Source organism: Bradyrhizobium sp. UFLA05-109, assembly GCF_054185165.1.
In genome coordinates this window covers 126,007-144,682 of record NZ_JBBIAR010000009.1, presented here as the reverse complement: position 1 = coordinate 144,682, position 18,676 = coordinate 126,007, and the positions used below count along the sequence as shown (strand labels likewise).

The following is an 18,676-nucleotide window of genomic DNA, read 5'->3' as shown; positions in this document are numbered from 1 at the left end:
GTTCAATATGAGAACTAATAATTCCATATCGCTTCTCATATTCGATGAGGTTTTAGCATGTCAGACACTGAGGGCGCGGCCACCAAAGCGTTGACCAGCATTATTGACGCTCTGACCCCACTTTCCTCCGAAGAGCGCCACCGTACCGTCAATGCAGCAATGATGTTCCTTGGCGAGACTGTGGCGCCGAAGCGCAAACTCGCTGCGGGAGGAGATGCGGCAGAAGAATATTATGATGATGCGGATGGTGACCATCCCGCCCACCGCTCCAAATGGATGAAGCAGAATAGCGTCTCGGCCGAAGAGCTAGATCAAGTATTCCATTTCGGCTCTGATGGCGCGTTCGATTTGCTCAATGCGCCGGGCAGGTCGAAGAAAGAGCAGACGCTGAACACTTACATTCTGACTGGTTTGGGTAAGTACCTGTCTTCTAGTGGCGACCGGACTTTTGACGACGCAACAGCCCGCCAATTCTGCGAGACGATCGGGTGTTACGACCAAGCGAACCATGCCGCGCATCTGAAGAACAGGGGCCCTGAGTTCACCGGCGACAAGAACAAGGGGTACGCCCTCACTAATCCCGGCGTGAAGCGTGGGGCCGTTCTCGTAAAGGAAGTGGCGGGGGCAAGCGCGTGAAATGATCGATCCTTCCCGCGTGCTCGCGGCGCTGCCGCAGGCGCTACGCGACGAATTGTTCAACAGCTACCAGAAGATCATATCCAACTATCTGGAGCGGCGGTGGGAGCCGTCGGAGCTCAATGGAGGCAAGTTCTGCGAGGCCGCATACTCGATCATCAATGGTGCCGTTAAGGGCAGCTTTCCCGTGAAGGCAAGCAAGCCCGGCAACATGCTGATCGCTTGTCAGGCGCTCGAGAAGGAGCCCGCTAATCCCAACCGTGTCGGAGACCGCAATCTGCGCGTGCTCATTCCACGGCTCTTGCCGGTGCTCTATGAGATCCGCAACAACCGTGGCGTTGGGCATGTCGGCGGCGATGTTGATCCCAATCATATGGACGCCGAGGCGGTACAGGCCATGGCAAGTTGGATCATGGCCGAACTTGTGCGCATCTTCCACGGCGTTACGACCGAGGAAGCGCAGGAGACAGTCGATGCCTTGGTAGAACGAAAATCGCCCCTGATCTGGATCGTAGGAGATATCAAACGCGTGCTCGATCCGAGGATGGGTGCGAAGGATCAAGTGCTTGTTTTGCTGCACCATAGCGGTGGTTGGGTGTCAGTGGCCGATCTTCTCAGGTGGATCGAGTATTCGAACGCCAGCGTGTTCCGTGGCAAGGTGCTGACGCCGCTGCACAAGCATCGCCTTATAGAGTTCGATAGCGGTCAAGGATTGGCGCGCATTTCACCGCGCGGCGCCATCGTGGTCGAGGAAGATGCACTCAAGAGATAAGCGGAAATATCATCGCACGCTACTAGCTAAGCTGATTTTGGATAGTTCACGTCGAACCGGTTGAGCCGGCGGCGTTCCGCCGCTAGCGTGCGGCTGCATTGGGGCCGGCAGGGAACATGGCTGACGAACTCGAGGGGATCAAGGCGGCCGCCGCGGCCAGGCCAGGCGCGCATCCGGCGACAGAGCGTTCGCTGCTGCGCATTGACGGCGTGGTGAAGAATTTCGGCGCCTTCCGCGCGGTCGACGGCGTGTCGCTCGACATCGGGGCCGGCGAGTTCTTTGCGCTGCTCGGTCCCTCCGGCTGCGGCAAGACCACGCTGCTCCGCATGCTGGCCGGTTTCGAGGCGCCGGACGAAGGGCGCGTCTTGCTCGGTGGCAACGACATCGCGCAGGCGCTGCCGCATGAGCGGCCCGTCAACATGATGTTCCAGAGCTACGCGCTGTTTCCGCATCTGTCTGTGCGCGACAACATCGCGTTCGGCCTGAAGCGCGCCGGCATGGCGCGCGCCGATATCGCCACGCGCGTGGCCGAGATGGTCGCGATGGTGAAGCTGGAGGGAATGGAGAAGCGCAAACCGGACCAGCTCTCCGGCGGCCAGCGGCAGCGCGTCGCGCTGGCGCGTGCGCTGGCGCGCCGGCCTCAACTCCTTCTGCTCGACGAGCCGCTGGCCGCGCTCGACAAGAAATTGCGCGAGAGCACGCAAGCAGAGCTGATGGAGCTGCAACGCCGGCTCGGCATGACTTTCATCATCGTCACCCACGATCAGGAGGAGGCGATGACGATGGCGACGAGAATCGGCGTCATGGACGCCGGCAGGCTCGTCCAGGTCGCATCGCCGCGCGAGCTCTATGAAGCTCCGCGTTCGCGCTGGATCGCCCAGTTCGTCGGCGACATCAACCTGTTCGAGGGCGAGCTGCAGTCGCGTGAGGCGCATCGCCTGATGATTGCGACTCGCGATGCCGGAGCACTCGTGGTGGCTGAGCCGAGCGCGCCGCTCGGCAAGTCTAACCTGACCGTCGCGATCCGTCCCGAGAAGGTCAAGCTTTCGCGCCGTGGGCTCGGCGGTGATGCGGACCAGGGGCCGGCGATCAACCGGCTGGAAGGCACCGTCAGCGACGTCTGCTATCTCGGCGGCAGCACCGCCTACAAGGTGAAGCTCGATGCAGGTGGCACGGTGCGGTCCGCGATCGCAAATACCGCGCGCCGCGACACCGATGCGTACAGCGTGAATCAGCGCGTGGTGGCCTGGTTCACGTCCAATGATTGCGTGGTGCTGGAGCAATGAGCGCACGCCGAATCTTTGCGCGGCCCGCGCGCTTCGCCGCGATCGCGCCCTACCTCTGGATGGCGCTGTTCTTCCTGGTGCCGTTCGGCTTCGTGCTGAAGATCAGCCTGTCACAGACGGCAATCGCGCAGCCGCCTTATGAACCAGTGTTCGACCTGACGGCTGGATGGGCGGCGATCAAGGCCGCCTTCGGCGCGCTGTCGATCGACAATTTCAAGCTGCTGGTCTCCGACGATCTCTACGTATTCGCCTATGTGCACAGCCTCTCCGTCGCGATCACGGCCACCGCGATCCTGCTTCTGATCGGCTATCCCATCGCCTATGGCATGGCGCGGCTGCCGACGCGCTGGCAGGCGGTGGCGATGGTGCTGGTGATCGTGCCGTTCTGGACCTCGTTCCTGATCCGCATCTATGCCTGGATCAACATCTTGCAGCACGACGGCCTGCTCAATCAGATCCTGCTCGCGCTGCATCTCGTCAGCCAGCCGGTGGTGTGGCTCTCCACCGACAGCGCGATGTATCTCGGCATCGTCTATTCCTATTTGCCGTTCATGATCCTGCCGCTCTATGCGACGCTGGCCAAGATGGAGCCGGCGCTGGAGGAGGCCGCCGCCGATCTCGGCGCGCCGCCGGGGGCGGTATTCTGGCTCGTCACCTTTCCGCTGTCGCTGCCCGGCGTCGGCGCCGGCGTGCTGCTCTGCTTCATTCCGATCGTCGGCGAGTTCGTCATCCCGGATCTCTTGGCCGGCTCCAACTCGCTGATGATCGGCCAGACACTGTGGCTGGAATTCTTCACCAACAAGGACTGGCCGGTCGCGTCCGCGGCTGCCATCATCCTGCTGGTCGTGCTGCTCGCACCGCTGTTGCTCTACGAGCGGCTCCAGCGGCGGCAGTTGGAGGAGCGGTGAGATGCGTAAAGCCGCTCGCCTCTCCCGCTTCAACGTCGCCTCGCTCGCGCTCGGGCTGGCGTTCCTTTATCTGCCGATCCTCATCCTCGTCATCTATTCCTTCAATGCCTCGCGGCTGGTGACGGTGTGGGGCGGCTGGTCTTTGCGCTGGTACCGCGAGTTCTTCAACGACAGCGCCATGATCGAGGCGGCCTGGATGAGCCTGCGCGTCGCGGTCGCTTCGGCCAGCATTGCGACCGTGCTTGGAACAATGGCCGCGGTGGCGCTGTCGCGCGGCGAAGGATTTCGCGGCCGCATGCTGTTCTCCGGCATGCTCTATGCGCCGCTGGTGATGCCGGAGGTGATCACCGGCCTGTCGCTCTTGCTGCTGTTCGTCGCCTTGAATGCGGAGCGCGGCTTCTGGACCGTGACGATCGCGCACACCACGCTGACGATGTGCTTCGTCGCCGTCGTGGTGCAGTCGCGCCTCGGCTCGCTCGACCGGTCGCTCGAGGAGGCGGCCATGGATCTCGGCTGCGCTCCCGTCCGCGCCTTCCTTCTGGTCACGCTGCCGCTGATCGCGCCCAGTATCATTGCCGGCTGGATGCTGGCCTTCACGCTGTCGCTCGACGATCTCGTGATCGCGAGCTTCACCACTGGACCCGGCTCGGCGACGCTGCCGATCCGGATCTATTCCGAGGTGCGGCTCGGGGTGAAGCCCGAGATCAATGCGATCTGCACGCTGGTGATAGGCCTGATCGCAATCGTCATCGTCATCGCCTCGCTCGCCTCAAAGCTGTCGAGCTCGCAAGGCGAGAGTGCGGCGCCGCTTTGAGCAGGGAATAATCATGACCTTCGTCTATCAGATCCTGATCCATACCCCGGTCTGGGTGTTTGCGCTGCTCGCCTTCCTGGTGTGGCAGGGCATCAAGGCCATGCAGCCGCGCACGACGTCGATCTGGCGCGCCCTGATCGTACCGGTCGTGTTCATCGTCTGGGGCGTCTCGCGGATCGGCTTCGGGCATCAGGACAGCGCCTGGCCGCTCGTTGCGTGGATTGCGGCGGCGCTGGCGCTGCTGCCGCTCGGCATCCTGACGCCGCGCCCGTTCGAGGTGGATCACAAGAGCGGAGAGATCATCCGGCCGGGCAGCGCGTTTGGCCTGGTCCGCAACCTCATCGTATTCGGCCTGCAATACACGGTCGGTGTGATTTCGGCGATCGACGCCGGTGACCGCGCGCTCGCGATCATCGTCGGCCGCGCCATCTCGGGCGCAACCGCGGGCTATTTCATCGGCTCGACGATCGCGCTCCTGGTTGCCTATCGCAGGAAGCGCGCGGAAGACTAGGACTTCACCGCGCCTGCGGTGAGTCCGCCCACCATGTAGCGGCGGAAGGCGTAGTAGATCGCGGCCGGCGGCAGCGCGTAGATGAAGCCGGTCGTCATCAACAGCTCCCACGGTGAATCGTCGGCGGCGAGGAAGTTGCCGAGCGCGACGGGGAGGGTGATCTCGCGGTCGTTCGACAGCAGCAGGAACGCGTAGAGATATTCATTCCAGGCCAGCAGCACCGCGTAGGTGCCGATCGCGACCAGCGAGGGCATCATCAGGGGCAGATAGACCAGGCGGAAGATCTGCAGCGTGGTGGCACCGTCCATCACTGCGGCCTCATCAAGCTCGACCGGCAGCTTGTCGGATGCCTGCTTCAAGACCCAGATCGCGTAGGGCGAGGCGATCGTGACCATCGCAAGAATCAGCGACCAGTGATTGTTGAGGAGGCCGTAATTGCCCATGGTCCGGTACATCGGCACGGCGAGGAACGCCGCCGGAATGAAATAGGTGAAGAGTGCGAGGTTCATCACCACGCGCCCGCCGGGTACCTTGAGCCGCGAGATCGAGAACGCGGCCGCGGTTGCTATGAACAGCGTCAGCGCGCCGACGGCCGCCGCGATCACCACCGAATTCCAGAACTGGACATAGAAGTCGCGCAGGAAATAGTGCTGCTGGTTGAACACGATCGAGAAGTTGTGCAGCGTCGGATGGTCTGGCCACAGCTTGCCCGAGAACGCGTCCTCCTTCGGCGAGATCGCAAACAGGAACATGTGATAGATCGGCACCATCGTCCAGATGAACACCGGGATTCCGATCAGCAGCAACTTTGCTTCGGTCGCGACTTCGCGCAAGGTAGGGAGCTTCATCGCGACAACCGTTTCATCATGAAGTACACGAGCGGCAGGACGAACGGCATCGCGCAGACGATGGAGGCCATCGCGAGCGAGAGCTGGTCGAGCCGGAGATAGCGAATGCCGAGCGTCGACAGCACATGCGTGAGGTCGGCCGGGCCGCCGCCGGTCAGGAGGTAGACGCTGTTGAAGTCGCCGAGCGTCCAGATCATCGAGAGCAGCGTGCAGGTGATGTAGAGCGTCTGCATCGACGGCCAGGTGATGTAGCGGAATTTCTGCCACCAGCTCGCGCCGTCGACCTCGGCGGCCTCGAACAGATCGTGCGAGATCGCAAGGCGTCCGGTGATCAGGATCAGCGTCCAGAACGGCAGCGATTTCCAGATGTGCACGGCGATCGCCATGGTCAGCGCGACGGTCGGATCGTTCAGCCAGTTCGGGCCGTCATCGCCGGTGAGGCTGAAGATGATGTGGTTGACCATGCCCCATTCGGGATTGAGCATGAAGCGCACCGACAGGATGGTCGGGATCGACGGCACCGCCCAGGGCAGGATGAAGATCACCGAGAGCCATTTGATCCAGGTGCGCTGCTGGGCGAAGAAGCCGGACAGGAACAGCGCGATCAGCATCTTGATGTTGATGCCGATGACCAGGAAGATCAGCGTGTTGACCGCGGCGCGCGCGAAGATCGGGTCATTGTAGAGTGCGACGTAGCTCGCGGGATGGCGCGCCAGCCACAGCCCGTAACAGACGGGGTAGACGACGAAGGCCAGGAAGACCAGGAAATAGGGCGCGAGCAGCACGATGCCCCAGACCTGTGCCGGGGTCAGCCGCGCCGACAGGGGCGGCGAAGCTACCGCTTGATCGCCAGAGAGCGTGATCGCCATTCTTTTCGAACTCTTCAACGAGTTACCGGCCGCAAAATGCGGCCGGTAATGTTCTTACACCTCTCCCCGCGGGGTGGGGAGAGGGGAAAACGGTTTAACCCGCAACCTGCTTGATGCGGACAATGAGCTCGTCGACGGCCTTGTCCACCGGGACCTTCTCGCTCACCACCCGGTTCATCGCCTTGGCCCAGACGTTCTCGTTATTGAGGATCGTGAACTTCCAGTTCTTGGTGAAATCGAACGGCGCGGTGCCGCCCATGAACTGGTTGTAGACCGCCTTGCGATGCTTGTCGGCTTGCCAGAACGGGCTTGCCTGACTTTCCTTCGTCACCGGGAACCAGCGGCCGAGCGCACCCTCGATGTAGGGCCGGACGTTGTCTTCCTGGAGCAGGAAGCTGATGAACTGCTTGGCCTCGGCCTTGTTCTTGGCCGCGCTGAAGATCAGCCCGGTCTTGACGTCGGAGCGGTAGCGGATGGTCGAACCATCAGGCGCCTTGGGGAAGGACGCGGTGATGATGTCCTGCTCATAGGCCTTCTTGCCGGCGTCGCGCTGCTCCTGAGTGAGCGCCTGGTTCTGGGAGTCCTCGTACCACTTCGCCGCGATCGAGATCGTGAAGTTGTGCGTCATCACGATCGTCTTGTTGTGGAAGGCGACGTTGTTGTCCGGATCCTTCCAGGTCGTGGACGAGGGCGGTGTGCAGCCCTTGATGTAGGTGTCGGTGTAGTCCTTCAGCGCGTGGATCAGGCCGTCGCGAACCTTGGGGTCGTCGACCAGCAGCTTGCCCTCGTCGTCGACCAGCTTGACGTGATAGGCGTCCATGAAGGTGTAGAACGACTGGAACGCGTCGGTCGATTCCACGCCCATCGGCTGGCCAACCGCATAGATGCGCTGGCCGGTCGCCTTGCGGATCGCCGGCTGCACCTTGTCGCACCAGAACGTCCAATAGCCGCTCCAGTCGTTGGGAATGTCGCTTTGCTTGAAGCCCGCCTTCTCGAGCATGTCGTTCCAGATCTGGACGTGCATGCTCTGCTGCTTCAGCGGAAAGCCGTAATAGGATCTCTTCTTGGCGACGTCGTCATAGAGCTTCGACGCTTCCAGCGTGTTCGGCGCGAACCGGTCCTGGATCGGCGTCATGACGTCCGAGAGGTCCTCGAGCTTGCCCTCATAGGCCCACTTGCCCTGCGCCTGCACATCATAAGTGTCGGAATAGGCGACATCCGGCACGGTGCCGGCATCGAGCGCGGCCACCGTCTTCGGAATCATGTCCTGGATCGCATACTGCGACAATTCGACCTTGATGCCGGTCTTCGCCTCGAATTTCTTGATCGTGTCGAGCAGCGCGTCGTCTTCAGATTTATAAAATCCCTTGCCCCACCAGACCGTGATGGTCTTCTGCTGGGCAAATGCGGGTGCAGTAACGGCGAACAGCCCGACCGCAGCAACCGCAAGTGAAAATGCGCCAATAACCCTTGATTTCACGTTTTTCTCCCTCAAGTCGCCGGTGTTTTAACCGGTCGGCGAAAACACTAGCGCATGGGCGGGGGCCGATCTAGCGGCATCTTGTCAGACCTAGGTCGAGGGGGATTTGGTCGCGAACAGTCTTAACGTCGCGCATCGATCCAATCGACGCATCAATTCACGGCAATCAATTCGCGCTGCGTCGGTTGCGCGCCGCCGATCTTGCTGCGAAGACCCTCATGGTGAGGAGCGCGGAGCGCGTCTCCGGACCATGCTGCGCATCGCCGGGCGAACCATGAAGGCCCGGATCTTACCCGCGGCCATCCTTCGAGACGCGCGTTCCGCGCTCCTCAGGATGAGGAAAGGAGTGCTAGTGACGCAGTAGAACTAGTTCGACTTGGCGCCGTCCTTGGCGCCGTCCTTGGCGCTTTCCTTCGCGTTCTCCGTGGTCGGTGCGGCCGCGGCATCGGGTGCGGCGGGTTTGGCGCCGGTGAAGCGCTCGAGCACCGAGCGCACGGCGTCGCGCGTCTTCGGATTGCGCACGGATTCGAGCAGCGGCGCGGACGCCGGCGAGCGGCGGATCAGGCTCTCCGGATCGGGGAAGATCAGCGGATCGTCCCAGGGCCCCTGCACCACGAAGGGCAGCTCGAAGCCGGACGCGCCGTTCAGGCTCGCCACGCCCTTCATGTCGTATTCGCGCGTCGGCACCGAGGCGGTGCCGGTCAGCGTGATCTTCGCCGTCGGTCCCTCGATGTGGATGTCGTCGGCGGTCGCGATGCCGTCGGCGAATTTCACCGACAACGTCATGTTGTTGTAGGGCGTCGAGCCACTCCGGAAATTGCCGCCGCCCGACAGCGGCCGTCGCTCCAGCCGCTTCAACAGCTGCTCGGCGTTGAAGCCGGAGATCGCGCCATCGTGCCCGGTCACCGAGGCGGTGCCGTCGAGCGATTGCATGAGGCCGAACGGGCTCGAGCCGGAGGCGACCAGCGACACGTTGATGTTGCCGCGGCCGGACAGCTTGTTGATGCCGAACAGCTCGGAGGTGCAGGCCTGCAAATCGACGTCGATGAACTGGAATTGCGCCTTGACGTCGGCGACCGTGTCGGAGCGCGCGATGCCGAACGAGCCCCTGGCAATGCCGCCATAGACCTGCGCCTCACCGACCGAGAGCGCCAGCGTGCCATTGCGCAAATTCGCGCCGATGGCGGTGCGGCCGAGTCTCGACGGTCCGACCGTCAGCCGCGCCGCCGACAGGCGCATGTCGAGATCGGTGGTCGACAGGCCGTTGAGGTCGAACAGCTGCCTGTTCCAGTCGCGTGCACCGCTGGCGAGCAGGCGGAAGGTCGAGATGTAGGGCGTGAAGTCGAGCGCGTCGGCGGCGAGCGTTGCCTGCAGCGTCTGCCGGCCGTTATTGGCGTAGGTCATCACGCCTTCGGCGACGTTGCCGTCGAGCTCGACATTGACGTTGGTGAGCGCGATCGAGGCGCCAACCACATTGGCGCGCGCCTTGAGCGCGAAGCGGCCGAAGCCGCCGCTGCCCGGCTGCGGCTGGCCGGTCCAGCGCAGCGCGTTGCGCAGGGACGGGCTGTCGATGGTGAGCGTGCCTTCCATCATCGCGCTGCTGCGGTTGGCGACGCTGCCATCGAAGGCGACCTTGAGGGGCGGGCTGGTGATCCGCGCCTTCAGGCCCGAGCGGTCGCCGGAGAGCGCCGCGACGAAATCGGAGAAGCTGATCGAGCCGTCGACGCGTTCGCCGCGCCAGTCGAATTGTCCGGTGGCGGCAAAGGAACGCGAGATCGAGGGCCAGGCCAGCGACAGGTCGATGTCCTCGAACTTTTCGGTGCCGTGGCTGGCCATGTCCTCGTAGTCGAGCACGCCGTCCTGGACCCGGATCTCGGAGAACGACACCTGGTTGTCGGCGCCCGGCTTCATGGTGCGCGCGATGGTCTGGATGAAGGGTGTCCAGTTGCTGTCGCCATTGGCTTCGAGGCTGACGTGGATATGCGGCCGCAGCAGCATCAGGTCGGCGATCTCGAAGCGCTGGAGCAGGAGGGGCAGCAGCCGCAGATTCGCGGTGAGGACGTCGACACGCAGAGCAGGATCGCTGTCCCCGCCGGGGCCCCTCAGGCTGACGTCATGGAAGGAAATGTAGCTCGCCGGCAGCACCGAGATGTCGATGGCGCCAGCGACATTGAGCTCGAGGCCGGTGACGGCACGGATCTGGCCCTCCACCGCCTTGCGCAGCGCCTCGCGGTTGATCAGCCAGGAGGTCCCAACCAGGACGATCAGCACGATGCCGAGCAGCGCCGCAATCGGCGTCCCCAGGCGCTTCATTCCTTGGGCCATCGTCAATGGCATATCCTGATCGGGTTGCTGTCGGGGACGAGCCGGGAGCCTCACGCGCCCCACGTACAAGTCCCGCAATTTGATGGGTTTTCTTGTCGCTTTCAAGGCCGCGGAGGCGGTTACCCCCACCGCACGGGCAGCCTCTATCATCGCGCCCGCGCGCCGGAAACCCCGTATCATTGACGGCTCAAGATCATTTCGCCTAATAATCCAAGCAACAACGGGCTTAACGCCCCACACCCCAAGGTTTTCCGCATGAACAAGGTCTATCCCGACGCCAAGTCGGCTCTCGATGGCATTCTCAAGGACGGCATGATGATCATGTCGGGCGGTTTCGGCCTCTGCGGCATCGCCGAGGCGCTCTCGGACGCGATCCGCGACTCCGGCGTCAAGGGCCTGACGGTGGTCTCCAACAATGCCGGCGTCGACGGCATCGGGCTCAGCCGCCTGCTGGAAACCCGGCAGATCAAGAAGATGATCTCGTCCTATGTCGGCGAGAACAAGCTGTTCGCCCAGCAATATCTCGCGGGCGAGCTGGAACTCGAATTCAACCCGCAAGGCACGCTCGCCGAGCGCATCCGCGCCGGCGGCGCGGGCATCCCGGCCTTCTACACCAAGACCGGCGTCGGCACGCTGATCGCCGAAGGCAAGGAAGTGAAGGAGTTCGACGGCCAGAAGTACCTGATGGAGCGCGGCCTGTTCGCCGACCTCGCCATCGTCCACGCCTGGAAGGGCGACACTGCCGGCAACCTCATCTACCGCAAGACCGCGCGCAACTTTAACCCGATGATGGCGACCGCCGCGAAGATCACGGTGGCCGAGGTCGAGCATCTGGTTCCGGCCGGTGAACTCAATCCCGACCACATCCACACGCCTGGTCTTTTCGTGAAGCGCATCGTCGAGGTCGGCACCGCCAACAAGCGCATCGAATTCCGCAACACCCGCCCGCGCCCGGCAGCTTGAGCGCATATCCGGAAAAGTGGACACCGCTTTTCCGGCAAGATCATGCGCAACTAAGGACTACAGGAGAATAAGATGGCCTGGACCCGTGAACAGATGGCCGCGCGCGCCGCAAAAGAATTGCGTGACGGCTACTACGTCAACCTCGGCATCGGCATCCCGACGCTGGTATCGAACTACATCCCCGACGGCATGGACGTCAGCCTCCAGAGCGAGAACGGCATGCTCGGCATGGGCCCGTTCCCCTATGAAGGTGAAGAGGACGCCGACCTCATCAACGCCGGCAAGCAGACCGTGAGCGAGCTGCCGTCGACCAGCTATTTCTCGAGCGCCGATTCCTTCGGCATGATCCGCGGCGGCCACATGGACCTGTCGATCCTCGGCGCCATGCAGGTGGCCCAGAACGGCGACCTCGCCAACTGGATGATCCCCGGCAAGATGGTCAAGGGCATGGGCGGCGCGATGGACCTCGTCGCCGGCGTCAAGCGCGTCGTGGTGGTGATGGAGCATTCCGCCAAGGACGGCGCGAAGCTCCTGAAGAGCTGCACCCTGCCGCTGACCGGCGAGCGCGTGGTCGACATGGTCGTCACCGATCTCGCCGTCTTCACCATCGACAAGCACGGCGACGGCGGCATGGCCCTGATCGAGCTCGCCGACGGCGTCACGCTCGATGAGGTCAAGTCCAAGACCGAAGCCGAGTTTCGTGTCGCGCTGAAGAATAGCTGAGCGTCGAATTTGATCGTTGCCGTGGCCGGGCTCGTCCCGGCCATTTTCGTTTTGCGTCATTGGCGCGGTTCCACGTCCACGTCACCGCCGTCATTCCCCGCGACCCGGCTACGCCAAGGCTTCGCCGAGGCGTGAGGTCTTGGCCCGCCGAAGCTTTAGCGAAGGCGGCAAGCGGGGAATCCAGTACGCCGCGGCTTATCCGTATTCGTCGCCGCCTCTGGAATGCTGGATCGCCCGTCTCAGTTTGTAGGGTGGGCAAAGGCGCGAAGCGCCGTGCCCACCATCTCTCTGCGATCGCGGGGCCATGGTGGGCACGCTTCGCTTTGCCCACCCTACGGCGCCAGAGAGTGAGGAGGGGCCTAACTCTTCCAATTTTCCAGCGCAACACGAAGCGTCGTCGTAGCCCGGATGGAGCGAAGCGAAATCCGGGGCGCGTGCAAGTGGATGGACTTATCCCGGATTGCGCTGCGCTCCATCCGGGCTACGGCGCTCCCCCAACGCAGCGCGCGTGGATAGCTACAACCTCGCCGACAAGGCCCTGCCGAGCCGTTGCGACACGCTCGCCACCCACGACGTCTCCTCGCGCACCAGGCGGAAGCCGAGATTGGCGGGCGGGACGCCTTGGGCGCAGCCGCCGGCGCGGGCGTCGCGGATGAAGTCGGTGACGTAGGCACGGTGAGCGCCTTCGGCGACGCGCACGCCGCAATTCACGGTCTGCCGGCCCGCATTGCCGTTCTCGTCGACCCGCTCGCGCACGAAGCAGGTCGAGGTCCATTCCCAGACATTGCCGGCGACATCTGAGACGCCGTGCTCATTCAGACCAAACTTGCCGAACGGATGCGTCGCGGAGTCCGACCGGTCGCGTTCGGATTCGCGCTCGTAGCGGCTGATCCAGCGCTTCGCGGGATCGGCGGCGTCGACCGGCGAGCCATCATCCCTGAACTTGCTGCCGGCGGCAAAGGCCCATTCCTCATCGCTCGGCAGGCGCCAGCTCCTGCCGGTCTTGCGCGACAGCCAGCCGGCATAGGCTTGCGCATCGTGCCAGCTCACCTGCACTGCGGGGCGATCGGGTGCGACCACGACATCGCGGTCGAGCGCGCGGCACGCGCCGTCCTTCGCGCAGAGCTGATAGTCGGCGGAGGACACCTGCTGCTGCATGATCGCAAGCGGCCTTGCAAAGCGTATCTTGCGCAGCGGCGCTTCCGCCTGTTGGCCCGCGCGGGTGAAATCGCCGGCGGCACGATAGCTGAAACTGCCGGCGGCGATCTCGACGATCGCCGGTACGCTCGCCGCGCTGTGCGTGGCGACATCAGTCATCAGAGGCGCAACGGCCAGCGGCGTCGCGAATCCGGCGAGGCAGGCGAGCGCCAGCTTGAGTTTGAATGCGACCAGCATGGTGAACCCCCGAAAGAAGAAGGGGCCGGTGATCACCGGCCCCTTCGTCGCTAGTTGGTGCCGGAAGGCGGGATGTCCGCAGGCGCTTTCACCTGGGTCATCAGATCGTCGTTCCACTTGCCTTCGATCTTGAAGTGGGCGGTGGCACCGAGATCGGCGGCCTCGATCAGGTTATGCGTGACATAGGCGTAAATGCCGGGCTGCAGGAACTTGTACATCGCCGCTCCCGCCGAGCCGCCGCGGATGAACCAGGTCTCGAGCCCGGTCTCCGGTGCGTTACTGAACTTGCCGGTCTCCCAGACATAGTCGCCATGGCCACCGATCAGATGCGGGCGGCTGTCGCGATTGGCTTGCGAGTGCACGATCAGCACGTTCTCGCCGACATTGGCGGTGAGGGCATTCTTGCCGGTGAGTGCGCCAACCTTGCCGTTGAACACGACGTGGCTCGGAGTGAGCTTCTTCATCACCTCCTCGGTATCGGTGTAGGCCTCGCCCGGCGAGTCATAGGACTTGAAGTTGCCCTTCTCGTCGCGCGGCACATACATGTCCTGCTCGCCGATGTAGTAGATCTTGTCGTATTTCAGCGCGTGGCCCTTGCCGTCGTTCAGCCCGTCGCGCGGCAGCACCATCACCGCGCCGTTCATGCCGGAGACGACGTGCCAGGGGATCATCGGGCCGCCCGGAGCGCAGTGATAGACGAACACACCGGTGCGGGTTGCCTTCCAGCGCAGCACGACCTGTTCGCCGGGGTTGACCAGCGTCAGCTCGGCGCCACCGAGCGCACCGGTCGCGGAATGGAAGTCGATGTTGTGCGGCATGGAGTTGGTCGCGGGATTGACCAGCGTCAGCTCGACATAGTCGCCTTCATGCACGACCATCAGCGGCCCGGGCATCGATCCGTTGAAGGTCATAGCCTGGAAGGTGGTGCCCTTGTCGTCGATGACGACCTTCTTCTCCTGGATCGTGAGCGTGAACTCCATGATCTTGGGTGCCTGCTTGGTGGCCTGCTCGTGTGCATGCACGAAGGGCGGTGCGACCAGCTCGACCTTCTGCCGCGGCAGCTTGAGATCGTCGGCGGCGAAAGCGGGGGTCGCCAGCATCAGGGCGGTCGCGGCGGCGCTGATCAATGCGGCTCTGCGGGTGAACATCGGAAGCATCCTTCATCTGAGATGGTTTTTGATGACGGGACCTACTCTGCGCTTCCTGGTGCAAGAGAGTTTGCGCTGCGACAATCTTTCGCCTGATTTGCCTCCGGAGCAGTACTTAGGTCGGTAACCGGAGCAGGGCGGCTGCGAGCAACTCATTCGCATGCTCAAGTCATCGCCGCACTTTGAGCAAGCGCAAGGTCGGCGGCTCAAATCCGGGATAAGCCAAGGCCCACGGGCGAGGATGTTGCGTCCGCAAACCCTTGAATCAGGATGGATCAGGACATGAGAGCGGATCTCGCGGCGAGCTATGGCGACGAACGTCTGCCGCGCTATACGAGCTACCCGACAGCTCCGCATTTCTCGCCCGCGGTCGGCGCCGACACCTACGGCCGATGGCTCGCCGAGCTTCCCACCAATGTCAGCGCTTCGCTCTATCTGCACGTGCCGTTCTGCCGCAAGATGTGCTGGTACTGCGGCTGCCATACCCAGATCGCCCGCCGCGACGATCTGATCGCCGCCTATCAGCAGACGCTGCGCCGCGAGGTCGACCTGGTGGCCGACACCATCGATCGCCGCACCAAGGTCGCGCACATCCATTTCGGCGGCGGCACGCCGACGATCATGGCGCCCGAAGCTTTTACGGAATTGATGGCGGCGATTCGGCAGGCGTACTTCGTGCTGCCGTCGGCCGAGATCGCGATCGAGATCGATCCGCGGGCGCTGACGCCGGAGATGACCGCCGCGCTGGCGCTTGCTGGCGTCAACCGCGCCAGCCTCGGCGTGCAGAGTTTTGATCCGCGCGTGCAGCTTGCGATCAACCGCGTGCAGAGCTTCGAACAGACCGCCGCCGTCACCCGGAGCTTAAGGCGCGCCGGCATCAAGGGCGTCAATTTTGACCTGATCTACGGATTGCCGCACCAGACCATCGCCTCCTGTCTCGACACCGTGCGGCGCAGCCTGGAGCTCGAGCCCGACCGTTTCTCGGTGTTCGGCTATGCCCATGTGCCGACCTTCAAGAAGCACCAGCGCAAGATCGACGAGGCTTTTCTGCCCGACGGCCCGGCGCGTCACGACCAGGCCTGCGCGATCGCCAACGCGCTGAAGGACGAAGGCTATGTGCAGATCGGGCTCGACCATTTCGCACGGCCGGACGATGCCATGGCGCTTGCTTTCGAGAGCAAGACGTTGCGGCGTAATTTCCAGGGCTACACGACCGATGTGAGTGACGTGCTGCTCGGCTTCGGCGCCAGCGCCATCGGCCATGTATCGCAGGGCTATGTCCAGAACGAGGTGTCGATCGTTACCTATGCGAAGGCCATCGAGGCTGGTCGCCTTGCAACCGTCAAGGGCTACGCGCTGACCGGCGACGATCGGCTGCGCGCCGACATCATCGAGCGCATCATGTGCGACTACGGCGCCGATCTCGGCGCGATCTGCGCCCGCCACGGCGCGAGAGCTGATAGCATGCTGCAATCCGCGCCGCGGCTGAAGACGCTGATCTCCGATGGCGTGGTCAGGCTCGACGGCGACTGGCTCGCGGTCGCCAGGGATTCCCGCTTCCTCGTTCGCAGCGTCGCTGCCGCCTTCGATGCGCATCTGGACGCCGCCAAGCAGCTGCACAGCCGGGCGGTGTGAGGTCTCTCCCACTCATCGAGGAACTGGTGCAAGCTTGCGCTTCAGCAAAGAGGGCATTGACAGCGCCGCTATCGTCGCATCGGAACGGAGTTGCCCATGTCCTTCCGATCTGACGATCTCGTCGACGACATCATGCGCTCGGCGCCGCACACGATCCGCGTGTTCCTGGAATTCCGGATGGCGTGCGTCGGCTGTCCGATCGGCTGCTTCCACACCGTCGACGATGCCTGCCGCGAGCATGGTATCGATCGCGAAGAGTTCCTGGCCGCGCTGTGCGAGAGCGTGCCGGCGTGATCAACCTGCCGACCCGCCGTCGGCGCTCTGTTCCGCCAGCACGAAGATCCTGTGCGGCTCGCGCAGGATGATGCGCTGGCGGCCGCTTTCGACGAGGCCCTGGCTTTCCCAGCCGCTCAGGATGCGGCTCACGGTGTGCAGCGTGGTGCCGGTCATCTGCGCGATGTCCTGGCGGCTGATCGGGAAGTCGATCTCGATGCCGTGATCGAGCTTCTTGCCGGATTGCTTCGCAAGCCGCAGCAGCGCATGCGCGACGCGCTGCTCGACCTGCTGGGTCGACATTTCCAGCACGCGGGTGTGGCTCTCCTGCAAGCGCGCGCCGACGGTCTGCAGCGTGTTGGTCGCGAGTGGGGGGAACCTCTCGACCAGCCGCGGCCAGCTGCCGGTCGGCCAGGCCAGCACGACGCTGTCGTCGACCGCGGTCGCGGTCGCCGGATATTGCGTGAGCCCGATCGCCATCGCGAGCCCAAAAGTCTCGCCGGGCGCCACATAGCGCACCACGATCTGCTCGCCGGTTGGCGTGGTTTTGGCGGCGCGGACATGGCCATGCAGCAGCAGGAAGAAGGAATGCGCGTCCTCGCCTTGCTCGAAGACCGCACTGTTCTTCGGATGACGCGACGAGCGCGCCTCGCGCAGGATCTCCTCGAGTTCCTCGTTCGTGAAGCCGGCAAACAGCGGCAAATGCGCAACCAGTGACGGGTCGACCTTGGCCATTCTGCCTCCATGGCGCGAACCTTTCAGGACTTTGTGATCGCACGCCATTCGGCCGGCAATTTGCGTTAGCGCAAAACATGCCGGTCCGGCGCCGGTATTTTTGTGTGCAAAGCCCGATTGAGCCGGAGTTTACCGATATGGCTGGCGCCCGTACCCGCAACCACCAAGGCTGGCCGCTGCTGGCGCACAGCTTCCGCCCGTTCTTCCTGTTGGCCGCGATCCAGGCTGCCGCGTCGATCCTGGTCTGGCTGCCGCTGTTCTATGGCGAGCTGTCGCTGAGTTCTGCGTTCGCGCCGCGCGACTGGCATGTGCATGAGATGCTCTATGGCTTCCTGCCCGCTGTAATCACCGGGTTCCTGTTTACGGCGATCCCGAACTGGACCGGACGGCTGCCGATCCAGGGCACGCCGCTGGCGGCCCTGGTCATCGTGTGGCTTGCGGGCCGCATCGCGGTGACGTGCTCGGCCGGGCTCGGCTGGGCCGTTGCGCTTGCGGTCGATGCCGCCTTCCTGGCGCTGGTCGTCGCCGCCGCCTTGCGTGAGATCGCCGCCGGGAAAAACTGGCGCAATCTGCCGGTGGTGATGCTGGTGTTGTTGCTGCTCGCCGGCAACGTCGGGTTCCATCTGGAGGTGCATATCGAAGGCGCGGCGGACTACAGCATCCGCGTCGGCATCGCCGTGGTCGTGCTGCTTATCTCGCTGATCGGGGGGCGCATCATCCCGAGCTTCACACGGAACTGGCTGGTCAAGATGAATCCCGGCCGCCTGCCGGTGCCGTTCGGCCGCTTCGACAGCGTCGTGATCGCCCTAAGCGCGCTGGCGCTGCTGTGCTGGATCGCGAGCCCGCTGAGTGCGCTTACGGGTGTTGCAATGGCGCTTGTCGGTGTGCTGCACATCGTGCGCCTTGCGCGCTGGGCCGGCGACCGCACCACGCGCGAGCGGCTGCTGCTGATCCTGCATGTCGGCTACGCCTTCGTGCCGCTCGGCTTCCTCCTGCACGCGGCGGCCGCTTTCGGCGCGCTGCCGCCAAGCGCGGGCATCCACGCCTGGATGGCGGGGGCGGCCGGCACCATGACGCTCGCGGTGATGACGCGTGCAACACTCGGCCACACCGGGCAGGCGCTGACGGCCTCCGTCGCGACGCAAGCGATCTACGCCGCGATCATCGTGGCAGCGCTGGCGCGCATCTGTGCCGTGGTCTCGCCCGCGCACGGCGAGGTGCTGCTGCACGTTGCAGCATTCGGCTGGGTCGCGGCGTTCGCAGGTTTTGCAATCGCGTTTGGCCCGCTGCTCGTCGGCAGCAAATGGCGCGCGCTGGCAATCCCGCGCGCGGCTGTAGCGGCGCGCTGAGATCAG

General features: G+C 63.8%; 18 protein-coding genes. 11 read left to right on the top strand and 7 right to left on the bottom strand.

Going from position 1 to position 18,676, the window contains the following annotated elements; translation table 11 throughout:
- The first annotated feature begins 57 nt into the window (after positions 1-57).
- The 6 genes from Q3C01_RS08850 to Q3C01_RS08825 all read left to right on the top strand — a co-directional run bounded on the left by Q3C01_RS08850 (position 58) and on the right by Q3C01_RS08825 (position 4,927).
- Entirely contained in the window at positions 58-636 is a 579-nt protein-coding gene (locus Q3C01_RS08850; RefSeq protein WP_458144935.1) for a hypothetical protein, read from the top strand.
- A 19-nt stretch (positions 637-655) separates the two neighbouring features.
- A complete protein-coding gene (locus tag Q3C01_RS08845) occupies positions 656-1,408 on the top strand; it encodes a hypothetical protein (protein ID WP_458144934.1) in 753 nt (250 codons plus the stop codon).
- 116 nt (positions 1,409-1,524) lie between these two features.
- Positions 1,525-2,694 (top strand): ABC transporter ATP-binding protein, encoded by a 1,170-nt coding sequence (locus Q3C01_RS08840; protein WP_458144933.1) that lies wholly within the window; start codon positions 1,525-1,527, stop codon positions 2,692-2,694.
- Positions 2,691-3,602 carry an ABC transporter permease gene (locus Q3C01_RS08835; RefSeq protein WP_458144932.1) on the top strand — a complete coding sequence of 304 codons (912 nt, stop codon included), beginning with the start codon at positions 2,691-2,693 and terminating at the stop codon, positions 3,600-3,602. Before Q3C01_RS08840 ends, Q3C01_RS08835 begins: the two co-directional genes overlap by 4 nt.
- A 1-nt stretch (position 3,603) precedes the next feature.
- On the top strand, positions 3,604-4,416 hold the full coding sequence (locus tag Q3C01_RS08830) for an ABC transporter permease (RefSeq protein ID WP_458144931.1): 813 nt from the start codon (positions 3,604-3,606) through the stop codon (positions 4,414-4,416).
- A gap of 13 nt (positions 4,417-4,429) precedes the next feature.
- The gene (locus Q3C01_RS08825; protein ID WP_458144930.1) at positions 4,430-4,927 is read left to right on the top strand and encodes a DUF6622 family protein; all 498 of its coding nucleotides are present in this window, start codon (positions 4,430-4,432) and stop codon (positions 4,925-4,927) included.
- Here the strand turns inward: Q3C01_RS08825 and Q3C01_RS08820 are convergent.
- From Q3C01_RS08820 to Q3C01_RS08805, 4 genes are all read right to left on the bottom strand, one after another.
- Positions 4,924-5,775, bottom strand: a complete 852-nt coding sequence (locus Q3C01_RS08820; RefSeq protein ID WP_458144929.1) for a carbohydrate ABC transporter permease — start codon at positions 5,773-5,775, stop codon at positions 4,924-4,926. The two genes, Q3C01_RS08825 and Q3C01_RS08820, sit on opposite strands and share 4 nt — an antisense overlap.
- Positions 5,772-6,644 carry a carbohydrate ABC transporter permease gene (locus tag Q3C01_RS08815; protein ID WP_458144928.1) on the bottom strand — a complete coding sequence of 291 codons (873 nt, stop codon included), beginning with the start codon at positions 6,642-6,644 and terminating at the stop codon, positions 5,772-5,774. Before Q3C01_RS08815 ends, Q3C01_RS08820 begins: the two co-directional genes overlap by 4 nt.
- 94 nt (positions 6,645-6,738) lie before the next feature.
- Complete coding sequence (locus Q3C01_RS08810) at positions 6,739-8,124, bottom strand: ABC transporter substrate-binding protein (protein WP_458144927.1); 1,386 nt, start codon at positions 8,122-8,124, stop codon at positions 6,739-6,741.
- Between the two features lie 366 nt (positions 8,125-8,490).
- On the bottom strand, positions 8,491-10,449 hold the full coding sequence (locus Q3C01_RS08805) for an AsmA family protein (protein ID WP_458144967.1): 1,959 nt from the start codon (positions 10,447-10,449) through the stop codon (positions 8,491-8,493).
- Positions 10,450-10,704: 255 nt separating this feature from the next.
- Between Q3C01_RS08805 and Q3C01_RS08800 the strand changes: the two genes are divergently transcribed.
- Both Q3C01_RS08800 and Q3C01_RS08795 read left to right on the top strand, forming a co-directional pair.
- A complete protein-coding gene (locus Q3C01_RS08800; protein WP_458144926.1) occupies positions 10,705-11,412 on the top strand; it encodes a CoA transferase subunit A in 708 nt (235 codons plus the stop codon).
- A gap of 72 nt (positions 11,413-11,484) precedes the next feature.
- Positions 11,485-12,135, top strand: a complete 651-nt coding sequence (locus Q3C01_RS08795; RefSeq protein ID WP_458144925.1) for a CoA transferase subunit B — start codon at positions 11,485-11,487, stop codon at positions 12,133-12,135.
- Positions 12,136-12,651: 516 nt separating this feature from the next.
- Here Q3C01_RS08795 and Q3C01_RS08790 read toward each other — a convergent pair.
- Complete coding sequence (locus Q3C01_RS08790) at positions 12,652-13,530, bottom strand: SUMF1/EgtB/PvdO family nonheme iron enzyme (RefSeq protein ID WP_458144924.1); 879 nt, start codon at positions 13,528-13,530, stop codon at positions 12,652-12,654.
- A 50-nt stretch (positions 13,531-13,580) separates the two neighbouring features.
- A complete protein-coding gene (gene nirK, locus Q3C01_RS08785) occupies positions 13,581-14,678 on the bottom strand; it encodes a copper-containing nitrite reductase (RefSeq protein WP_458144923.1) in 1,098 nt (365 codons plus the stop codon).
- A gap of 282 nt (positions 14,679-14,960) precedes the next feature.
- Here nirK and hemN point away from each other — a divergent pair, with 282 nt between their 5' ends.
- Entirely contained in the window at positions 14,961-16,313 is a 1,353-nt protein-coding gene (gene hemN, locus Q3C01_RS08780; protein WP_458144922.1) for an oxygen-independent coproporphyrinogen III oxidase, read from the top strand.
- A 96-nt stretch (positions 16,314-16,409) separates the two neighbouring features.
- Complete coding sequence (locus Q3C01_RS08775; protein WP_458144921.1) at positions 16,410-16,607, top strand: DUF1858 domain-containing protein; 198 nt, start codon at positions 16,410-16,412, stop codon at positions 16,605-16,607.
- On the opposite strand, the gene Q3C01_RS08770 is transcribed toward Q3C01_RS08775, so the two are convergent.
- Positions 16,608-17,321, bottom strand: a complete 714-nt coding sequence (locus Q3C01_RS08770) for a Crp/Fnr family transcriptional regulator (RefSeq protein WP_458144920.1) — start codon at positions 17,319-17,321, stop codon at positions 16,608-16,610.
- A 137-nt stretch (positions 17,322-17,458) separates the two neighbouring features.
- Between Q3C01_RS08770 and Q3C01_RS08765 the strand changes: the two genes are divergently transcribed.
- A complete protein-coding gene (locus Q3C01_RS08765; RefSeq protein ID WP_458144919.1) occupies positions 17,459-18,670 on the top strand; it encodes an NnrS family protein in 1,212 nt (403 codons plus the stop codon).
- Positions 18,671-18,676: the final 6 nt, after the last annotated feature.

Coding starts and splice junctions, on each gene's coding strand:
- Q3C01_RS08790 (WP_458144924.1), bottom strand. CDS start 13,530: ATGCTGGTCGCATTCAAACTCAAGCTGGCGCTCGCCTGCCTCGCCGGA.
- Q3C01_RS08835 (WP_458144932.1), top strand. CDS start 2,691: ATGAGCGCACGCCGAATCTTTGCGCGGCCCGCGCGCTTCGCCGCGATC.
- Q3C01_RS08820 (WP_458144929.1), bottom strand. CDS start 5,775: ATGAAGCTCCCTACCTTGCGCGAAGTCGCGACCGAAGCAAAGTTGCTG.
- nirK (WP_458144923.1), bottom strand. CDS start 14,678: ATGTTCACCCGCAGAGCCGCATTGATCAGCGCCGCCGCGACCGCCCTG.
- Q3C01_RS08815 (WP_458144928.1), bottom strand. CDS start 6,644: ATGGCGATCACGCTCTCTGGCGATCAAGCGGTAGCTTCGCCGCCCCTG.
- Q3C01_RS08765 (WP_458144919.1), top strand. CDS start 17,459: ATGGCTGGCGCCCGTACCCGCAACCACCAAGGCTGGCCGCTGCTGGCG.
- Q3C01_RS08830 (WP_458144931.1), top strand. CDS start 3,604: ATGCGTAAAGCCGCTCGCCTCTCCCGCTTCAACGTCGCCTCGCTCGCG.
- Q3C01_RS08825 (WP_458144930.1), top strand. CDS start 4,430: ATGACCTTCGTCTATCAGATCCTGATCCATACCCCGGTCTGGGTGTTT.
- Q3C01_RS08775 (WP_458144921.1), top strand. CDS start 16,410: ATGTCCTTCCGATCTGACGATCTCGTCGACGACATCATGCGCTCGGCG.
- hemN (WP_458144922.1), top strand. CDS start 14,961: ATGAGAGCGGATCTCGCGGCGAGCTATGGCGACGAACGTCTGCCGCGC.
- Q3C01_RS08805 (WP_458144967.1), bottom strand. CDS start 10,449: ATGGCCCAAGGAATGAAGCGCCTGGGGACGCCGATTGCGGCGCTGCTC.
- Q3C01_RS08795 (WP_458144925.1), top strand. CDS start 11,485: ATGGCCTGGACCCGTGAACAGATGGCCGCGCGCGCCGCAAAAGAATTG.
- Q3C01_RS08850 (WP_458144935.1), top strand. CDS start 58: ATGTCAGACACTGAGGGCGCGGCCACCAAAGCGTTGACCAGCATTATT.
- Q3C01_RS08800 (WP_458144926.1), top strand. CDS start 10,705: ATGAACAAGGTCTATCCCGACGCCAAGTCGGCTCTCGATGGCATTCTC.
- Q3C01_RS08770 (WP_458144920.1), bottom strand. CDS start 17,321: ATGGCCAAGGTCGACCCGTCACTGGTTGCGCATTTGCCGCTGTTTGCC.
- Q3C01_RS08840 (WP_458144933.1), top strand. CDS start 1,525: ATGGCTGACGAACTCGAGGGGATCAAGGCGGCCGCCGCGGCCAGGCCA.